The sequence below is a fragment of the Rhizobium nepotum 39/7 genome (assembly GCF_000949865.1).
In the GTDB taxonomy this organism is placed as follows: Bacteria; Pseudomonadota; Alphaproteobacteria; order Rhizobiales; family Rhizobiaceae; genus Agrobacterium; species Agrobacterium nepotum.
In genome coordinates this window covers 1-16,397 of sequence record NZ_JWJH01000018.1, presented here as the reverse complement: position 1 = coordinate 16,397, position 16,397 = coordinate 1, and the positions used below count along the sequence as shown (strand labels likewise).

General features: G+C 59.7%; 20 protein-coding genes. 9 read left to right on the top strand and 11 right to left on the bottom strand.

The genetic code is table 11. The annotated features are described in order from the left end of the window. The first annotated feature begins 216 nt into the window (after window positions 1-216). A complete protein-coding gene (locus tag RS75_RS18480) occupies window positions 217-2,016 on the top strand; it encodes an ABC transporter transmembrane domain-containing protein (protein ID WP_045023219.1) in 1,800 nt (599 codons plus the stop codon). A gap of 5 nt (window positions 2,017-2,021) precedes the next feature. Here the strand turns inward: RS75_RS18480 and RS75_RS18475 are convergent, their stop codons facing one another. The 7 genes from RS75_RS18475 to RS75_RS18445 form a co-directional block, all read right to left on the bottom strand. After that, a complete protein-coding gene (locus RS75_RS18475) occupies window positions 2,022-3,668 on the bottom strand; it encodes an FAD-binding dehydrogenase (RefSeq protein WP_045023218.1) in 1,647 nt (548 codons plus the stop codon). Window positions 3,669-3,765: 97 nt separating this feature from the next. Then, window positions 3,766-4,020 carry a hypothetical protein gene (locus tag RS75_RS18470; protein WP_045023217.1) on the bottom strand — a complete coding sequence of 85 codons (255 nt, stop codon included), beginning with the start codon at window positions 4,018-4,020 and terminating at the stop codon, window positions 3,766-3,768. Window positions 4,021-4,036: 16 nt separating this feature from the next. Beyond that, complete coding sequence (locus RS75_RS18465; RefSeq protein ID WP_045023215.1) at window positions 4,037-5,068, bottom strand: peptidoglycan -binding protein; 1,032 nt, start codon at window positions 5,066-5,068, stop codon at window positions 4,037-4,039. Window positions 5,069-5,070: 2 nt separating this feature from the next. Beyond that, on the bottom strand, window positions 5,071-6,090 hold the full coding sequence (locus tag RS75_RS18460; RefSeq protein WP_045023214.1) for a hypothetical protein: 1,020 nt from the start codon (window positions 6,088-6,090) through the stop codon (window positions 5,071-5,073). 200 nt (window positions 6,091-6,290) lie between these two features. Further along, on the bottom strand, window positions 6,291-7,091 hold the full coding sequence (locus RS75_RS18455; protein WP_045023292.1) for an inositol monophosphatase family protein: 801 nt from the start codon (window positions 7,089-7,091) through the stop codon (window positions 6,291-6,293). 164 nt (window positions 7,092-7,255) lie between these two features. Next, window positions 7,256-8,356 (bottom strand): tetratricopeptide repeat protein, encoded by a 1,101-nt coding sequence (locus RS75_RS18450; RefSeq protein ID WP_045023213.1) that lies wholly within the window; start codon window positions 8,354-8,356, stop codon window positions 7,256-7,258. An 8-nt stretch (window positions 8,357-8,364) separates the two neighbouring features. Beyond that, window positions 8,365-9,018 carry a thiamine phosphate synthase gene (locus RS75_RS18445; protein WP_045023291.1) on the bottom strand — a complete coding sequence of 218 codons (654 nt, stop codon included), beginning with the start codon at window positions 9,016-9,018 and terminating at the stop codon, window positions 8,365-8,367. A gap of 103 nt (window positions 9,019-9,121) precedes the next feature. Between RS75_RS18445 and RS75_RS18440 the strand changes: the two genes are divergently transcribed. Next, window positions 9,122-9,886, top strand: coding sequence for a sulfite exporter TauE/SafE family protein (locus RS75_RS18440; RefSeq protein WP_045023211.1), 765 nt, complete (start codon window positions 9,122-9,124; stop codon window positions 9,884-9,886). A gap of 101 nt (window positions 9,887-9,987) precedes the next feature. Here RS75_RS18440 and RS75_RS18435 read toward each other — a convergent pair whose 3' ends face one another. Continuing rightward, on the bottom strand, window positions 9,988-10,164 hold the full coding sequence (locus RS75_RS18435; RefSeq protein ID WP_003506164.1) for a YdcH family protein: 177 nt from the start codon (window positions 10,162-10,164) through the stop codon (window positions 9,988-9,990). A 237-nt stretch (window positions 10,165-10,401) separates the two neighbouring features. Between RS75_RS18435 and RS75_RS18430 the strand changes: the two genes are divergently transcribed. The 5 genes from RS75_RS18430 (at window position 10,402) to RS75_RS18410 (ending at window position 13,306) form a co-directional block, all read left to right on the top strand. Further along, on the top strand, window positions 10,402-10,605 hold the full coding sequence (locus RS75_RS18430) for a YdcH family protein (RefSeq protein WP_006314698.1): 204 nt from the start codon (window positions 10,402-10,404) through the stop codon (window positions 10,603-10,605). 152 nt (window positions 10,606-10,757) lie between these two features. After that, window positions 10,758-11,225 carry a 5-(carboxyamino)imidazole ribonucleotide mutase gene (purE, locus tag RS75_RS18425; protein WP_034501985.1) on the top strand — a complete coding sequence of 156 codons (468 nt, stop codon included), beginning with the start codon at window positions 10,758-10,760 and terminating at the stop codon, window positions 11,223-11,225. Window positions 11,226-11,236: 11 nt separating this feature from the next. Then, a complete protein-coding gene (locus RS75_RS18420; protein ID WP_084687081.1) occupies window positions 11,237-12,325 on the top strand; it encodes a 5-(carboxyamino)imidazole ribonucleotide synthase in 1,089 nt (362 codons plus the stop codon). 139 nt (window positions 12,326-12,464) lie between these two features. Beyond that, window positions 12,465-12,590 carry a type B 50S ribosomal protein L36 gene (ykgO, locus tag RS75_RS18415; protein ID WP_003497670.1) on the top strand — a complete coding sequence of 42 codons (126 nt, stop codon included), beginning with the start codon at window positions 12,465-12,467 and terminating at the stop codon, window positions 12,588-12,590. Window positions 12,591-12,685: 95 nt separating this feature from the next. Further along, on the top strand, window positions 12,686-13,306 hold the full coding sequence (locus RS75_RS18410) for a tetratricopeptide repeat protein (RefSeq protein ID WP_045023208.1): 621 nt from the start codon (window positions 12,686-12,688) through the stop codon (window positions 13,304-13,306). Between the two features lie 69 nt (window positions 13,307-13,375). On the opposite strand, the gene RS75_RS18405 is transcribed toward RS75_RS18410, so the two are convergent. The 3 genes from RS75_RS18405 to RS75_RS18395 form a co-directional block, all read right to left on the bottom strand. Continuing rightward, window positions 13,376-13,633, bottom strand: coding sequence for a DUF2312 domain-containing protein (locus RS75_RS18405; RefSeq protein ID WP_006314683.1), 258 nt, complete (start codon window positions 13,631-13,633; stop codon window positions 13,376-13,378). 151 nt (window positions 13,634-13,784) lie between these two features. Further along, entirely contained in the window at window positions 13,785-14,090 is a 306-nt protein-coding gene (locus RS75_RS18400) for a DUF1244 domain-containing protein (protein ID WP_045023206.1), read from the bottom strand. Window positions 14,091-14,105: 15 nt separating this feature from the next. Further along, complete coding sequence (locus RS75_RS18395; RefSeq protein WP_045023205.1) at window positions 14,106-14,894, bottom strand: N-formylglutamate amidohydrolase; 789 nt, start codon at window positions 14,892-14,894, stop codon at window positions 14,106-14,108. 291 nt (window positions 14,895-15,185) lie between these two features. On the opposite strand from RS75_RS18395, the gene RS75_RS18390 reads away from it, so the two are divergent. Further along, window positions 15,186-15,572, top strand: coding sequence for a DUF1036 domain-containing protein (locus RS75_RS18390; protein WP_407691559.1), 387 nt, complete (start codon window positions 15,186-15,188; stop codon window positions 15,570-15,572). Further along, the coding region (locus RS75_RS18385; protein ID WP_045023204.1) for a pyruvate kinase at window positions 15,572-16,397 on the top strand (826 nt) is incomplete at its 3' end. The genes RS75_RS18390 and RS75_RS18385, both read left to right, overlap by 1 nt.

Genomic DNA, 16,397 nt, shown 5'->3' with positions numbered 1-16,397 from the left:
GCGTCAACTGAGCCATTTCAATAAATGAAGCCATAGTCCAGATGGGCTATGGCTTCCCAATTCGATGCGGAGCCTATACATGAAGGTCGCCCAGATAACAAGAGCCTGCTATCCCCTTGTGAAAGGAGATGGCCTCAGGGACAGGAATTTTACCGCGCGCCGGAAATTCACCCGCAAAAGGCCGAAAAACGGCACCGAACGAGGAGTATCGAGGACGTGGCAGACATTGAAGAGCAGAAAGCGGCGAAACAGAGAAGCCTGAAGCCGCTTCTTGGCCTGTTTCCCTATCTCAGGCGTTATCGCGGCCTGATGGCGGCGGCCCTTTTCGCGCTTGCGCTTTCCTCCGCCACGACACTGGCTCTGCCGCTGGCCGTTCGCCGCATCATCGACCATGGCTTCCAGACGCCGGATGGCGGCATGATCAACAGCTATTTCGCCATGCTTCTGGCGATTGCCGTCCTCCTCGCGCTTGCCAGCGCCATGCGCTATTATTACGTCATGACCATCGGCGAAAGGGTCGTCGCCGATCTGCGCCGTGATGTCTTTGCCCATCTCACCACGTTGTCGCAGCAGTTTTTCGATGCCAACCGATCCGGCGAGCTGACCTCGCGGCTGACCGCCGATACCGTACAGATCCGCTCCGCCTTCGGCTCCTCCGCCTCCGTGGCGCTGCGCAACATCATCATGTGCAGTGGCGCTGTCGCGATGATGATCTATACCAGCCCCGGTCTTTCCGGCCTTGCGCTGCTTGCCATTCCCTTCATCGTGTTTCCGCTGATTGCCTTCGGGCGTTCGGTTCGCGCCCGCTCCCGCAACACGCAGGACACATTGGCCAATTCCGCCGCCTATGCTTCGGAAACGATCGGGGCAAGCCGCACAGTGCAGTCCTTCAACGCCGAGGCGCTGGCGAATGCCCGTTACGGCGCCTCCGTGGAGGCCGCCTATCAAGGTGCACGCGCGGCGATCGGCGCCCGGTCCATTCTTACCGCCGTCGCCATCGCGCTCGTCTTCGGCAGCGTTGTCGGCATTCTCTGGTATGGCGCGCAGAGCGTTTTGTCCGGCGGCATGACCGCCGGTACACTCGGCCAGTTCGTGCTTTATTCGGTCATCGCGGCAAGCGGCCTCGGCCAGCTCTCCGAGGTCTGGGGTGAACTCGCGCAGGCGGGCGGTGCGGCCGAACGGCTTTCCGAACTGCTGAACGAACGCTCGCCCGTCGCGGAACCGGCAGCACCCGTTTCCATGGTCAACCCGCCGCGCGGCGAGGCGGCATTCGAGAATGTCGGCTTTATTTATCCGCGAGCAACCGGTGGCCCGATCATATCCGGCCTCTCCTTTAAGATCAGCGCCGGCGAAACCATCGCCATCGTCGGCCCTTCCGGTGCGGGCAAAAGCACGGTCTTCTCGCTGTTGATGCGGTTTTACGATCCGCAACAGGGCCGTATCACCGTCGATGGCACCGATATCCGTGCCGTCAGTCTTGCCGACCTACGCGCGCGCCTGTCCATCGTTCCGCAAGATGTGGCGATATTCGCCTCCTCCATCCACGATAATATCGCATTCGGCCGGCCGGATGCGACACGCGAGGAGGTCCGCACCGCCGCCATCGCCGCGCAGGCGGACAGTTTCATCGCCCGGTTGACCGATGGCTATGACACGCAGGTGGGAGAACGCGGCGTCACACTTTCCGGCGGCCAGCGCCAGCGCCTCGCCATTGCCCGCGCCATCCTGCGTAATGCGCCGATCCTGTTGCTGGACGAAGCGACCTCCGCACTGGATGCGGAAAGCGAAACGCTGGTACAGAAGGCGCTCGATGAGCTGATGAAAACCCGCACCACCATCGTCATTGCCCATCGCCTCGCCACCGTGCTCAAGGCAGACCGCATTCTGGTGATGGATGAAGGCCGCATCATCGAGGAAGGCACGCACCAGAGCCTCATTCGCCAGAACGGCCTTTATGCAAGGCTTGCCCGGCTGCAATTCCAGACCGGGCCGGACGAATTGCGCGCTCAAGCCTAAGGCGCTCACGCCAGCACGTTTCGCCCCGCAACGCGGCCGGAAAACAGGCATCCACCGAGGAATGTGCCCTCCAGCGCATTATATCCGTGCATGCCGCCGCCGCCGAAACCCGCCACCTCACCGGCGGCATAAAGACCCGGCACCGGATTACCGGCAGCGTCCAGCACCCGCGCTTCCAGATCCGTATGCAGGCCGCCCAGCGTCTTTCGCGTCAGAACATGCAGGCGCACGGCAATCAGCGGCCCCATCGCCGGATCGAGCAACCGGTGCGGTTTTGCGGTGCGCATCAGCCTGTCGCCGAGATAACGCCGTGCGCCGTGGATCGCCGTTACCTGCGCATCCTTGCAGAAACCATTGTCGATCTGCCGGTCGCGCGCCTCGATCTGCTGGCGGATATGGCCTATATCCAGCCGGTTGTCGCCGCTGATCGTGTTCATCGCCGCCACAAGCTCTTCCAGCGTATCGCGGACGGCGAAATCTTCGCCGCGCTCCATGAAAGCCTGCACCGGCCCCGGCGGCTCCTTGCCCAGCCGTTTGAGCAGCAACCGCACATCCTTACCCGTCAGATCCGGATTTTGCTCCGAGCCTGAAAGTGCGAATTCTTTCTTGATGATCGCCTTGGTCAGAATGAACCAGCTGTGGCCGCTGCCGCGCTCGCCCAGCATTTTAAGCGTGCCGAGCGTGTCGAAGCCGGGCATGGCGGGCGCTGGGAGCCGGTTTCCGTCCGCGTCGCACCAGAAGGACGAGGGGCCGGGCAGGATGCGGATACCGTGATCCGGCCAGATCGGATCGTGATTTTTTACACCCTCGGTATAATGCCACATGCGGTCGCGATTGATGACGGTTCCGCCCGCTGCTTCGGTAATGGCAAGCATGCGGCCATCCACATGCGCGGGCACACCGCAGACCATGCTCGCGGGTGGGCTACCCAGGCGCTCCACCGGCCAGTTGCGCCGCACCAGTTCCCGATTGCCGCCAATGCCGCCGGAACTGACGATGACCGCTGAGGCCGAAAGGGCAAAATCACCCTGCTCCTCCCGGCTGCTTTGTTGTCCGCGCAACACCGGGTCCGCGGTAAGAACAGCGCCCGAAATACCGGTTACCTTGTCGTCGGTGATGTCCAGATGGTCGACCCGGTGGCGGAACCGAAAGGTGAGCCGGCCGCTTGCCGCCATGGCCTTCGCCTTTTCAACAAAGGGCGCCAGCACGCCCGGACCCGTGCCCCATGTGACGTGGAAACGCGGAACGGAGTTGCCGTGGCCATGGGCAAAGGCCCCACCACGCTCAGCCCAGCCGACCACGGGAAACCAGCGCACGCCCAACCGATGCAGCCATTCGCGCTTCTCGCCGGCGGCGAAATTGAGATAGGCCTCCGCCCAGCGGCGCGGCCAGTGATCTTCGGGGCGGTCGAAACCGGCCGAACCGAACCAGTCCTGCCGCGCAAGCTCAAGACTGTCGCGCACCCGCATCCGTCGCTGCTCGGGACTATCGATGAAAAACAGGCCGCCCAGCGACCAGAAGGCCTGCCCGCCGAGGTTTTGTTCCCCCTCCTGATCCACGAGGCAAACGCTGAATCCCCGCTCGACGGCTTCGGTCGCTGCTACAAGCCCGGCAAGTCCCGCGCCGACAATGATTACATCATATCGTTCCATCAGCCCCTCCCAGATATGACGGAATTACCTTTACGCGCACGTAAACTACAAAATATCGCAGAAGACCACGTCTGAGAGAGATAATCAGCAGCGTGGCCTAAAATTTCTTAAGTGACCAAGCCTTCGTTTCTTTGTTTTGTTCTACCACGCCTTCTGCCTCCATGATGGACAGTAAGGTGCGTGGAACATGGCCTTCGTGATCAACGTGGCCCGTATAGATTCCAAGCGATCGACCGATTTCGGAGTTCTTCATTCCCTCACTCTTGGCGTCTTTCAACAAGAGATAGATGGCCGATTTCAACTGTGACATCGCCAATTGCGCTACAGCATAAGGCTCATGTGGAAACGTCATTTATTCTCCATAGGAATTATCGCTCGGTGAGCTTGAGTTCGATGCGACGGTTCTGTTGGCGCGCTTCCGGCGTGTCGCCTTCGGCTATCGGCTGATATTCGCCAAAACCGGCAGCGGCCAGCCGGTTCGACGGAACGCCCCTGGAAATCAGGAATTTCACCACCGAGGTCGCGCGCGCCGAAGAAAGTTCCCAATTGTCGCGGAAACGACCGGAACCGGAAAGCTGGACATTGTCCGTATGGCCATCCACGCGCAAGACCCAGTTGATCTCCGCGGGGATTTCCTTGGCGAGATCGATCAGCGCGGTCGCCAGCTTCTCCATCTCCGCCTGCCCTTCCGGGTTGAGATCGTTGCCACCAGAGGGAAACAGCACTTCGGACTGGAAGACGAACCGGTCGCCAACGATGCGGATGTTTTCGCGATCCGAGAGGATTTCGCGCAGCCTTCCGAAGAAATCCGAACGGTAGCGGTTGAGTTCCTGAACCCGCTGCGCCAGCGCGACATTAAGACGGCGGCCGAGATCGGCAATCTTGACCTGAGACGAGGTGTCCTTGGCCTCCGACGCCTGCAAAGCGGCTTCCACCGAGGCTATCTGCGCTCGCAGCGCCGCGATCTGCTGGTTGAGCAACTCGATCTGCGCCGACGCCCGGGAATTGGCTTGTCTCTGGTCGTCCAGCTCGCCAGTCAGGTTGCCGATCCTGGCATTGGCGCTCGCGCTGCTGCCAGTACCGGCGTCGAGAAGCGACTGCAGGCGTGAACGTTCGTTTTCGGATGCCGCAAGCGTGGATTGCAGGCTCGCGAGCGCGTCCTCGACATCCTGCTTGTTGCCTTTTTCCATGGCCAGAAGTTCGGTCAACTCCGCAATCTGGCTATTGAGACGCGTCAACACCTCGTCCTTGCCGGTGATTTCTCGCGAAAGGACGAATTGCGCCAGCACGAAGACCGTGAGCAGAAACATGATGGCCATCAGCAGCGTCGACAGCGCATCGACGAAACCCGGCCAATAATCTACACCCCTGTCGCGGCGGCGGTTGCGCGCAAGCGCCATGGCTACTCGCTCCCGTTATCGTGCCGGGTGCGTCCGGAGGATTTTGTCTCGCTGTCGATGCGCGTCGACAGCTTGTCGAGCGTGCGGCGGAGCGATTTCGATTCCTCCTGCTGCGCCTCGATCCAGTCACGCAACATCTGCTGTTCGCTGCGCATGTTCTTGACGAGACCCTGAATGCCTTCGGCGAGGCTTGTCATGGCCGCAAGCGAACGTTCGGTGCTGACCACGGCGCCGGGCTCCGCCTTGAATTCCCTCGGCCCATCCGCCGATGTATCCGTCACCTCGGACAGCCAGTTTTCCAGCTGGGTGTAAAAACGGTTCTGGGCACGACCGGCCTGCAGGTCGAGGAAACCGAGGATCAGCGAGCCTGAAAGACCGAGAAGCGACGAGGAAAACGCCGTTCCCATGCCGGCAAGCGGCGCGGTGAGACCGGCCTTGAGCGAACCCAGAACATCGTTGCTGTCACCGGCGCTCGGATCGAGCGACTGTATGACATTGCTGATGGCGCCGATTGTGCCGATCAGGCCCCAGAAGGTGCCGAGCAGACCCAGAAAGACCAGAAGACCGACGAGATAACGCGACGTATCGCGGCTTTCATCAAGGCGCGTTGCGATGGAATCGAGGATCGTCCGCTGCGTGACGGCAGAAAGCCGGACTTCGCCACGCTTGCCGATCAGCGTGCTCATGGGGGCAAGCAGTTTTGGCGCGCGACCGGCTTTTTCGACGCTGCCGGCTGCCCGGAATGCATTGAACCAGCGGACTTCCGAGCGCAGGCTCATGGTCTGCGTGAACACCAGAATGATACCGATGACGAGAACGCCGAGAATGAAGCCGTTCAAGCCGGGGTTCGTCATGAAGGCGGTGTGCGTCTGCCGGTAAAGAATGGCCGCCAGAAAGCCCACGAGGATCAGAAACAGAACCATCGTCCAAAGAAACGGTGTGGGGCTGGACAGCTTGTGGCTGTATTGCCGTGTGGTCACCGGCTTCTCCACGCCGAGATCGAGCAACTCCGAATCCGCCATAACGTTCGCATTCCCTTTGGTCACGTATCAATCGGAAGCTATTTGAAAATTGCGACGATTTGAAGCGAAAAGCCGGTCTTTCGTCACAGACCTTTCACGAAAGCCGGCTGGACCAAAGACCGAAAAAACAAAAACGTCCGGCAAGGGTTCGCCGGACGCCTAAAACTTGCATTAAACGGCAGGTTTTCTGCCGAAATCGATCAACGGCCCGGTATCGGGCGGTTGGCAACTTCCACAAGCGCCTTGTGGATATATTCGTTTCCGGCGGCAACGCTGCCGCTACCGAAGATATCCGTGCCGCCCTTGGCGTCGGAGGCAAAACCGCCGGCCTCGCGAATCAGCACGAGACCAGCCGCCATATCCCATGGCGAAAGATCCGCTTCCCAGAAACCGTCGAGGCGGCCTGCGGCAACGTAGGCAAGGTCGAGCGCTGCCGCGCCCATGCGGCGGATGCCCGCCGCTTCACCCATGACGTGGCGAAGCTCGACGAGGAATTTGCCGTGATTGCCACGGCCGAGATGCGGCACGCCGCAGCCGATGACACAATCGGTCAACACCTTGCGTGCGGCGACGCGGATGCGTCGGTCGTTGAGGAACGCGCCGCTGCCGCGCTCGGCAGTGTAGAGTTCGTCGGTAGCCGGGTTGAAAATCACACCGGCGACGACTTCGCCGTTACGCTCGAGCGCGATGGAAACGGCGAAGTGGGGGATGCCGTGCAGAAAATTCGTCGTGCCGTCAAGCGGATCGACAATCCAGCGATGCGCACCGTCCGAGCCTTTTTCCTCGCCGCCTTCCTCACCCAGGAAGTCATAGGTCGGGCGGGCTTTCAGAAGCTCGTCGCGCACGATCTTTTCGGCCTTGAGGTCCGCCTGCGATACGAAATCGCTCGGTCCCTTGACTGAAACCTGAAGGTTCTGCACCTCACCGAAGTCACGCGACAAAGACTTACCCGCCTTGATGGCGGCCTGAACCATGACATTGAGAAGGGCTGAACGGGCCATCGAATTTGTTTCCTGGAAAGCTCGCGAACCGCCCGCAAGCTGGCCGGGCAGGAACGTCATTATTTTCTTGAAATGAAAGTTTGGGGTTGAAGACCACAAAACGCGCGGAAATTCAAGGCAAAAAGCCGGCACGCGATCGTCGCCGCCGAACGACCGGCCTTGCGTCACATCGGACGGAAACGATTTGCGGCCTCGATCGCCTTTTTTTGCTGCTCGTCGGTGATCCCGAGATAAAAGTCCTCAAGGGACGGATCCTTCAGCCCGGCGCGGCGGGAAAGCACGTACCATTTCGCCGCCTCTATCGGATCAGGCCGGATGCCGAGCGCCTGAATATAAAGATGCGCCACCTTGTTCTGGGCCACGACGTTGCCGCGCTGTGCCGCGCCATAAAGCCAGCGGAACCCCTCCTCCAGATTTCGCTCGCCGCCAAAACCGTTGACCAGCCAGACGCCAAGATCGACCTGCGCGGTATCATAACCCGCCTTGGCAGCCCGCATCAGCCAATCCCGCGCCTTGGCCTTCTTCTCAGCCGGCACATCCTTGACCGACCAATAGATCTGCGACACCGCATATTGCGCGTCGGCAATGCCCTGTTCGGCGGATTTTTCGTAAAACGGCATGGCCATCAGCAATCCCTTTACACCGGGATTTTCCGAAACCAGTATCTGACCCCAGTTGAACTGGGCCGAAGCATTGCCGGCTTCCGCAGCACGGTGCATGTAATCGTCGGCCTTCGCCTTGTCGCGGGTGACAAATTTGCCCTCCATCAAAATGAGGGCGAATTTGAACATGGCGACGGGATCACCACCCTGCGCCGCCTGCTGATACCAGAAGGCCGAGGTCTTCTCGTCGCGGGCGATGCCGAGACCACGCGACATCATTTCCGCCACCAGCGTCTGGGCGGCGGCATCGCCGTTCTGCGCACGGTTCAGCGCCTTGTCGAGCGCCTGGACATATTCGCCGCGCTGGAAGTGCCCGTAGGCTTCGTCCACCCGACCCTTGAATTCCTTTTCAGGCGGCAAGGCCGGCAGGTCCGCACCCATACGCTGATAGACGTTGACGCCCTGCGACGGCTGCAAATCCTTCTGCTCTTCGGATTGCACCCTGCCCTGGCGGGAAGGCTGGGCTTCATCCTCCAACTGACGGGACAGCGCATTGCTTTCGCTCTGCGGTCCGGACTGGGCAAAAGCAACGCCCGCCGGCGCGCCGAAAGACAGCGCCAGCAGCGAAACGGAAAGGCAGACGTGAACCGAGCGCATCAACATCGCCTGTATCAACCGCCAAACCGTGGCGCTTTTTCGTCAAGCAACGCGTTGATTTCAGAAACGGCCTGGGCGGCGCCAGCGGCATTGTCGAAAACGCCGCTGCGCATCGCCACGAATTCCACGCCGGCTTCAGCCACGGCCACCACCGAGGAGATATCCGTGCCGCCCATGACGATGGACGGAATCTCGATCAACGACGCCCACCATTCGCCGAGCGCCAGATTTTTAGGATGCGCCTCCGGCTTGATGTCGCCTTCGAGCTTTCCAAAAAAGACGTAGTCCGGATTGGACTCACCCATCTCCAGAGCCTTGTGGCGATCATCGGCATTGCCGCCACCGACGATCAGCTTCGGCGTGAAATTCTCTACGGCTTCGGCAAGCGCCGCGGCGTTGCCCGCCACATGCAGGCCATCCGCCTTCACCCGGCTCGCAACCCGGCTGTCACCGGCGATGAGGGCAGCAGCGCCCGCCTCCTGGACCATCGGTACGATCAGTTCGGCGCGTTTCTGGAAAGCAGCGTCATCCAGATCGTATTGCGGAATGATGACCGAAGCCACGTCGCCACCCCGCAATGCTTCCTGCAAATCAGCCGCCTGCTTTTGCGCGTCGTCCGATTGAGGGACGATCAGAACAAGGCGGCAACGGTTTTCAACTATGGTCATCGGTTCGTCCATTTTAGGCAGAAGACGCTTTCGGCGCGATCTGCACTCGTTTTGATATGATAAATCCGATAGACCGGACCGGCGAAAGGATCAACCTTCATCCATGCTGACCGATTTTCATTTTTTCCTCGTCGCCATCCCCGCAGTCGTGCTCGTTGGTCTTTCCAAGGGCGGACTCGGCGGCGCACTGGCCCTAATGGGCGTGCCGCTGATGGCGCTCGCGATCCCGCCCGTACAGGCGGCGGCGATCTTCCTGCCGATCCTGATTGTGATGGATCTCGTGGCGCTTTGGGCCTGGCGGCACCATAACCACCGGGAAACGCTCCTCATCATGCTGCCCGGCGCCATCGCCGGCATCGCCCTCGGCTGGGCAACCTCCAGCCTCATCTCCGCAGATGCCATGCGCCTTGTCGTCGCCTCGGTGACGATCCTGTTCGTGCTGCGCTATTTCCAGGAGAGCTTCAAAAGCCGCAAGGGGCAGGAAATCCCGGCCAGACCGCAGCGACCGGCAGCCGCGACGCTCTGGTCCAGCCTGTCGGGTTATGCGAGTTTCGTTGCCCATGCGGGTGGCCCGCCCTTCCAGATCTATGTCCTGCCGCTGAAGCTCGATCCCAAAACCTATACCGGCATGAGCGTGCGTTTCTTCGCCATCATGAATGCGATCAAGCTCATCCCCTATTTCGCGCTGGGGGCGCTGGACGCCACCAACCTCAAGACATCCGCCAGCCTGCTGCCGGTGGCGATGCTGGCGACACTTGCCGGTGCACGGGTGGTGAAATACCTGAAGCCATCAGTGTTTTACCCACTGATGTATTCCATGGCGCTGATCGCGGCGCTGAAACTGCTCTGGGACGGACTGCCCTTTTAACATCCCGGCAGCCACTAAAAGGCCCCGGCAGCACCGTAGGTGTCGCCAGGGCCGAAAAGAAATCCGTCAGTCCTTCATCGAAGGCTGCGGCTTGGCATCAATCAGTGCCTTGTGGAGGCTTTCAGCCTCTGCAGTTCATCCTTCAGGCGCAGTTTACGGCGTTTGAGGTCGGCGATCTCTCTATCGTCAGAGGATGGGGAAGCAAGAATACTTTCGAGCTCCTCCTCCAGAGCACCGTGTTTCTTTTCGAGCGATGCAATATGAGCCTGAATGGTCATGCGGCACGTCCTTCCATTTTTTAAGCCTACCTCCAGCGCTCCATCGCTGGAGTTTCAGGTTTGCGACGACAATGTGACACGGATCGTTGGTATTGTCGAAGGCGAAATGAAGGCAATAAGTGGGCAATTTGGTCGCAAGGGATAACTTCCCGTTACCGCGATTTGATGATAGAGGCTCGAGAACCGATGACATACGCGCCGGAGGCTCTCCGGCTGGCATAAAATGGGGATGACAAGATGCCCGATCAGGACCAGGCGGACATCAGGCTCACGCTGGCGCGGCTGCGCCAGGAGCATGAGGATTATGACGCAGCGATCAATGCGATGATCCAGACCAGCTGCGATGCGCTGAGAATACAGCGCATGAAAAAGAAGAAGCTGGCCGTCAAGGACAAGATGACCCAGATCGAAGATCAGGTTATTCCCGATATCATCGCCTAGAGCGTCTCTCGCGCCTCCTGCCGGACGCGCGAGATACGATCTAACCTATTGAATTTACACATCGTGCTTTGCAAAGATCGATTCGATTTTTATGCTATGCTGTAAGCCGGAGAAGCGAAGTGACAGCAGAAACACCCCCCGTCGCCATTATCATGGGCAGCCAGTCCGACTGGGAGACCATGAAGAACGCCGCCGATACGCTGGATGCGCTGGACGTTGAATACGAAGCCCGCATCATTTCCGCCCATCGCACTCCGGACCGCCTTTATGATTTCGCCAATGGCGCCAAGGACGAAGGCTTCAAGGTCATCATCGCGGGTGCGGGCGGCGCCGCCCATCTGCCGGGCATGACGGCAGCCATGACACCTCTTCCGGTCTTCGGCGTGCCTGTCCAGTCCAAGACGATGTCCGGGCAGGACAGCCTCTATTCCATCGTCCAGATGCCCGCAGGCATTCCCGTCGGGACGCTTGCCATCGGCAAAGCGGGCGCGATCAACGCGGCACTTCTGGCGGCCGCAGTTCTGGCGCTCGGTGACGAGGACCTGGCAGACCGGCTCGACGCATGGCGCGCGCGCCAGTCGGCAGCGGTTGCCGAATATCCCATGGACAGCGCCCAGTGACAGCCTCTGACTTGACGACGGAAACCAATAATCTCACCATCGGTATTATCGGCGGCGGACAGCTTGGCCGTATGCTGGCAATGGCGGCGGCGCGCCTCAACCACCGCACCATCGTCCTGGAACCGCAGGCCGATTGTCCGGCGGCGCAGGTCTGCAACAGCCAGATCGTCGCGGATTATGACGATGAGGCCGCGCTTGCCGAACTCGCCCGCCTTTGCGATGTCGTGACGTACGAATTCGAGAACGTGCCGGTTACGGCAGCCGAGACGCTGAGCATCTCCGTTCCCGTCTATCCGCCGCCGCAGGCGCTCAGCGCCTCGCAGGACCGGCTGACGGAGAAGCGTTTCCTCAACGGCTGCGGCATTCCCACAGCCGATTTTCGCGCCGTGGATAGTCAGGAAGAACTGGAAGCGGCATTGACCGCTTTCAGCGGCAAGGGCGTGCTGAAAACCCGCCGCATGGGCTATGACGGCAAGGGCCAACGTCTTTTCCGGGGCGGCGAGGATATCACCGGAGCCTTTGCGGCTCTGGGTGGCGTGCCGCTCATCCTCGAAAGCTTCGTTGCCTTCGAGCGGGAAATCTCGATCATCGCGGCCCGTTTCAGGGACGGCACCGTCACCTGCTACGATCCGGCTGAAAACATTCATCTGAACGGCATTCTGCACACATCCACCGTGCCGGCGGCGCTGTCCGATACGGCAAGGGCGGTCGCCGTACAATCGGCGGAAAAGCTTCTGGCGGCACTCGATTATGTCGGCGTGATCGGCATCGAGTTCTTCGTCCTGCCTGACGGTTCGCTGGTCGCCAATGAAATGGCGCCACGCGTCCACAATACCGGCCACTGGACGGAAGCAGCCTGTGTGATCTCGCAGTTCGAACAGCATATGCGTGCCGTCTCCGGTCTTGCCCCTGGCAGCACGGCCCGCCATTCGGATTGCGTCATGACCAACCTCATCGGCGATGACATCAACAATGTGCCGGCATGGCTTTCGAAAAAAGACTGTCTCGTGCATCTCTACGGCAAGACGCAAGCACGGCCCGGCCGCAAGATGGGCCACGTGACCGAGCTTTTGCACACAGGAAAAGCCTCAGTCTTTTAAGGCAAAGACACCGGCAAGTGTTGACAGGCAGGGGTCAAACAGGTATTTGCCTGCCAACCGAAAAGAGCGCGCCCCGTTGCGCGCTTTTGATTGTTTGAATAAGCACGGTAAAAGCCGTGCAAAACTGCGGACCAGTAAAATGAAAATCAAGAATTCGCTTAAAGCGCTTAAGGCCCGTCATCGCGATAACCGCCTGGTTCGCCGCAAGGGCCGCGTCTACATCATCAACAAGCAGAACCCGCGCTTCAAGGCTCGTCAGGGCTGATTGACTGCGGTTCGCGATCAAGATCGCGGATCACTTTGTTGATAGAGTAGAAGTTTGCATTTGATATTGGGCGCAGTCGGGTTAAGCTTTAACCCATGCGCCCAAATCGTTTTTGCACGGCTATCTTCGTCGCTCAGGGTTTCCTGTTTTCAGGCCTCCTGTTTCCAGGAATGGTCACTATTGGCCATGCGGCGGATGGGCAACCTCCCGCAGCGGTAGAGGCTGCGCCTTCACCCGCCAAGACCGTCGATACCCTTTTCGTATCGCTGAAAAAAGAGCGGAATGCGGTCAAGGCGCGCAGCATCGCCAACCAGATCGCTTCCGAATGGAATGATTCCGGCAGCGCGACGATCAATCTTCTGATGCAATGGGCAGGCGAGGCTTCGGACGAGAAGCGCAATGCCGCCGCTTTCGATTTTCTGGACCAGGTCGTCCTGCTCGATCCGGACTATGTGCAGGCGCCCTATCGCCGCGCCATGGTACATTTTGCCGATGGCGACACCCGCAAGGCAATGGCGGATATCAACCTGACGCTGGAGAAGGAGCCGCGCTATTTTCCGGCGCTGGCAAGCCTTGCCAACATCCTCGAAGCTTCGGGCCGCGAAGAACTGGCCCTGAAAGCCTGGGAGCGCTACCTGGCGCTCTATCCTGCGGACAAGGACGCCCGCAAACAGGCCGCCGACCTTTCCGAAAAGCTGGCGGGCACACGCGGCTGAGTTTCGCAAACGGCCCAAATAAAAATCGCCGCAAAAGCGGCGATTTTTCATTAAAAGATCGTCAGCCGATCATTCCATGCCAAGCGCGGCCATATAGGTCTGAAGGATGGTTTCTTCCTCGATACGCTCGTTGGCGTCCTTCTTGCGCAGGCGGATGATCGTGCGGATCGCCTTGGTATCGTAACCACGGCCCTTCGCTTCGCCCATGACATCCTTGATATCGCCCTGAATGGCGGCCTTTTCCTCTTCGAGACGCTCGACACGTTCGATGAATTGACGCAGTTCGGCGGCGGCGACGGTTTCGGTGGTGCTCGTTTCGTCCATCATATCTTCCTTCATTGGTGGCAGCTCATATGAGCCTTGTTCATTAAATCCGGGCAAAGCCTTCGCCGGTCGCCGCCAGCCGGGCAGCAAAAATTCCGGCCTGTGAACTGCCCATTGCCGGGCCTCACGTCAAGTCGTTTCCGTCGATCAGGGATTATTCCGTGGGTCTGCTCTGCTCAAAGGCGGCTTTTTGAACATCGCTCGCCTCCGGCTGATATTTTTCCTTCCAGTCCTCATAGGGCATTCCGTAGACAATTTCGCGGGATTGCTCCTTGCTGAGCGCGACACCGGCCTCATCTGCCGCTTCCCGGTACCAGTTGGAAAGGCAATTGCGGCAAAATCCTGCGAGATTCATCAGGTCGATGTTCTGCACATCGTGACGCTCGCGAAGGTGCTGTACGAGACGGCGGAACGCGGCCGCCTCGAATTCGATCTGCTGTTTATCGTTCTCTTTCGTCATGGGGCAACTCCAGGCTCAATAGGGGCCGGTGCGAGAGGTGAACAGCCGATATTCGTGCAAAATGGGATCGTCGTTCATTGCGGCAAAAATGGGAGCGAGCCGGTCCGACCAACCGGCAATCCCGTCCTCATCCGCGATCAGATCCTGCCGTACCTCGAGAAGTGCATGCGGTATACCCTTCATCATGCAGTGGCGATACATGGTATCGCCCTTCAGCGCGCCGTCATAGGGTTCGTTATCGCCGACGAGAATATCGCCGGTCGCGCGCAAATGCGCCAGAAGCGGATCGACCGCGCGATTATCCGTGTCCCAGAGAACGGCAGCATGCCATGGCCGCGGCGTTTCCTTCCAGAACGGTGTGTAGGAATGCAGCGACAGAACAAACGGCGCCTCCCCCGACGATTGCGCGACACCGGCGAGCACGCGGTCCACGGCATCGTGATAAGGCCGATGGAAAACCTCGATCCGTTTTTGCCATTCCTCATCTGAAATCGGGTGATTGCCGGGAATGATCGCCCCGTCCGAAATCTTCATGATAAGGGTGGGGTCGTCCTCGCCGCGATTGGGGTCAATCAGGAGGCGCGAAAACCGCCCGAGGACCGCAGGCACGCCGAGACGGGCAGCCAGAGAGCGTGTTAGCCCTTCGATGCCGATATCAAATGCTATATGGCGATGAAAAGCGGTTTGCGGAAGGCCAAGTTTGCCGTAGTGTGCCGGCAGGAGGTTCATGGCATGGTCCGCCAGAAGAACCATGCCTTTGTCATAATCGCCTTCTATGATTTCATAGGGTATGAAGTCGTTCATCGATGATTTTCTGGGGCAGGATTGAGGAGAAAAGCTTGATGGCATGGCTTGAGGCCGGGCGCAAGTTTCGGCGAAAGAACAGCCATCTACCTTATCGCACTCACGACCCCACGAACAATATAATCGATTAAACTCGCGTTGACATTCTTGGGCGACCACGCCAAGAAGTGTGTTCATTATAACCATGGAATCCGGATGGAAGCCGTGACTCAGTCATCTCTCGCTCTTCCTCGCCACTTTCGGCATCTTGCCCGTCTTTTCTCCGCAGCGGCAATGTTTCTGACCCCGTTTATGTTCGTGGAGTCCGCGCATGCGGATTTCCGCGTCTGCAACAGCACGCAAAACCTCGTGGGGGTCGCAATCGGCTACCGGGGGCAGGATGGCTGGGTCAGCGAAGGCTGGTGGCAGGTCCCCTCCTCCACCTGCGCAACGCTGATAGAGGGCGAGTTGCAGTCGCGTTATTATTATCTTTATGCCGAGGACGCCGCCCATGGCGGCCGCTGGACCGGTGACGTCAACATGTGCGTGGCGGAAAACGAGTTCAAGATCGCCGGTGTAGACGATTGTTATGCCCGCAGCTTCCAGAGAATGGGTTTCAAGGAATATGACACGGGCAGACAGGGAAGCTGGATGGTCCAGCTTTCCGACACGCCAGGCACACAGGGAAATCAAAACTGATGAAGCGTAACCGCAAAGTCAAAATTCTTGCAACTCTCGGCCCCGCCTCATCGGAAGAGTCGATGATCGAAAAGCTGCATCTGGCCGGCGCCGATCTTTTCCGCATCAATATGAGCCATGCGAGCCACGACGTGATGCGGACGCTGATTACGCGTATCCGCTCGGTCGAGAGCCGCAACGGCCGTCCCATCGGCATTCTGGCCGACCTGCAGGGTCCCAAGCTGCGCGTCGGAAAATTCGCCGAGACCAAGGTCGATCTGGTTCCGGGCCAGACCTTCACGCTGGACAACAACGATACACCCGGCGACAACACCCGTGTTTTCCTGCCGCATCCTGAAATTCTCGAAGCGGTCAAGCCCGGCCACCGCCTGCTGATCGATGACGGCAAGCTGCATCTGCGCGCTGAAAAGAGCGACGGCAAGAGCATCGTCACCACGGTCGTTTCCGGCACCCGGATTTCCGACCGCAAGGGCATCAGCCTGCCCGACACCCTGCTCGGCGTCGGCGTTCTGACCGACAAGGACCGCGTTGACCTTGATGCTGTTCTCGCCACCAACGAAGTGGACTGGGTTGCGCTTTCCTTCGTCCAGCGCCCGGAAGATCTGGCCGAAGTGCGCAAGATTTCGCGCGGCCGCGTTGGCCTGATGTCCAAGATCGAAAAGCCGCAGGCTATCGAACGCATCGAGGAAATCATCGAGCTTTCCGATGCCCTGATGGTTGCGCGTGGCGATCTTGGCGTGGAAATGCCGCTGGAAGCGGTTCCGGGCATCCAGAAGCAGCTGACCCGCGCCTGCCGGCGCGCCGGCAAGCCGGTGGTCGTTGCCA

What these genes read in the sequence shown, in the direction of transcription:
- ykgO (WP_003497670.1), top strand. Translation starts at nt 12,465, where the DNA reads ATGAAAATCAAGAATTCGCTTAAAGCGCTTAAGGCCCGTCATCGCGAT.
- RS75_RS18405 (WP_006314683.1), bottom strand. Translation starts at nt 13,633, where the DNA reads ATGATGGACGAAACGAGCACCACCGAAACCGTCGCCGCCGCCGAACTG.
- RS75_RS18430 (WP_006314698.1), top strand. Translation starts at nt 10,402, where the DNA reads ATGCCCGATCAGGACCAGGCGGACATCAGGCTCACGCTGGCGCGGCTG.
- RS75_RS18450 (WP_045023213.1), bottom strand. Translation starts at nt 8,356, where the DNA reads ATGTTGATGCGCTCGGTTCACGTCTGCCTTTCCGTTTCGCTGCTGGCG.
- RS75_RS18460 (WP_045023214.1), bottom strand. Translation starts at nt 6,090, where the DNA reads ATGGCGGATTCGGAGTTGCTCGATCTCGGCGTGGAGAAGCCGGTGACC.
- RS75_RS18455 (WP_045023292.1), bottom strand. Translation starts at nt 7,091, where the DNA reads ATGGCCCGTTCAGCCCTTCTCAATGTCATGGTTCAGGCCGCCATCAAG.
- RS75_RS18440 (WP_045023211.1), top strand. Translation starts at nt 9,122, where the DNA reads ATGCTGACCGATTTTCATTTTTTCCTCGTCGCCATCCCCGCAGTCGTG.
- RS75_RS18435 (WP_003506164.1), bottom strand. Translation starts at nt 10,164, where the DNA reads ATGACCATTCAGGCTCATATTGCATCGCTCGAAAAGAAACACGGTGCT.
- RS75_RS18470 (WP_045023217.1), bottom strand. Translation starts at nt 4,020, where the DNA reads ATGACGTTTCCACATGAGCCTTATGCTGTAGCGCAATTGGCGATGTCA.
- RS75_RS18475 (WP_045023218.1), bottom strand. Translation starts at nt 3,668, where the DNA reads ATGGAACGATATGATGTAATCATTGTCGGCGCGGGACTTGCCGGGCTT.
- RS75_RS18445 (WP_045023291.1), bottom strand. Translation starts at nt 9,018, where the DNA reads ATGACCATAGTTGAAAACCGTTGCCGCCTTGTTCTGATCGTCCCTCAA.
- purE (WP_034501985.1), top strand. Translation starts at nt 10,758, where the DNA reads ATGGGCAGCCAGTCCGACTGGGAGACCATGAAGAACGCCGCCGATACG.
- RS75_RS18410 (WP_045023208.1), top strand. Translation starts at nt 12,686, where the DNA reads ATGCGCCCAAATCGTTTTTGCACGGCTATCTTCGTCGCTCAGGGTTTC.
- RS75_RS18400 (WP_045023206.1), bottom strand. Translation starts at nt 14,090, where the DNA reads ATGACGAAAGAGAACGATAAACAGCAGATCGAATTCGAGGCGGCCGCG.
- RS75_RS18395 (WP_045023205.1), bottom strand. Translation starts at nt 14,894, where the DNA reads ATGAACGACTTCATACCCTATGAAATCATAGAAGGCGATTATGACAAA.
- RS75_RS18465 (WP_045023215.1), bottom strand. Translation starts at nt 5,068, where the DNA reads ATGGCGCTTGCGCGCAACCGCCGCCGCGACAGGGGTGTAGATTATTGG.
- RS75_RS18390 (WP_407691559.1), top strand. Translation starts at nt 15,186, where the DNA reads ATGTTCGTGGAGTCCGCGCATGCGGATTTCCGCGTCTGCAACAGCACG.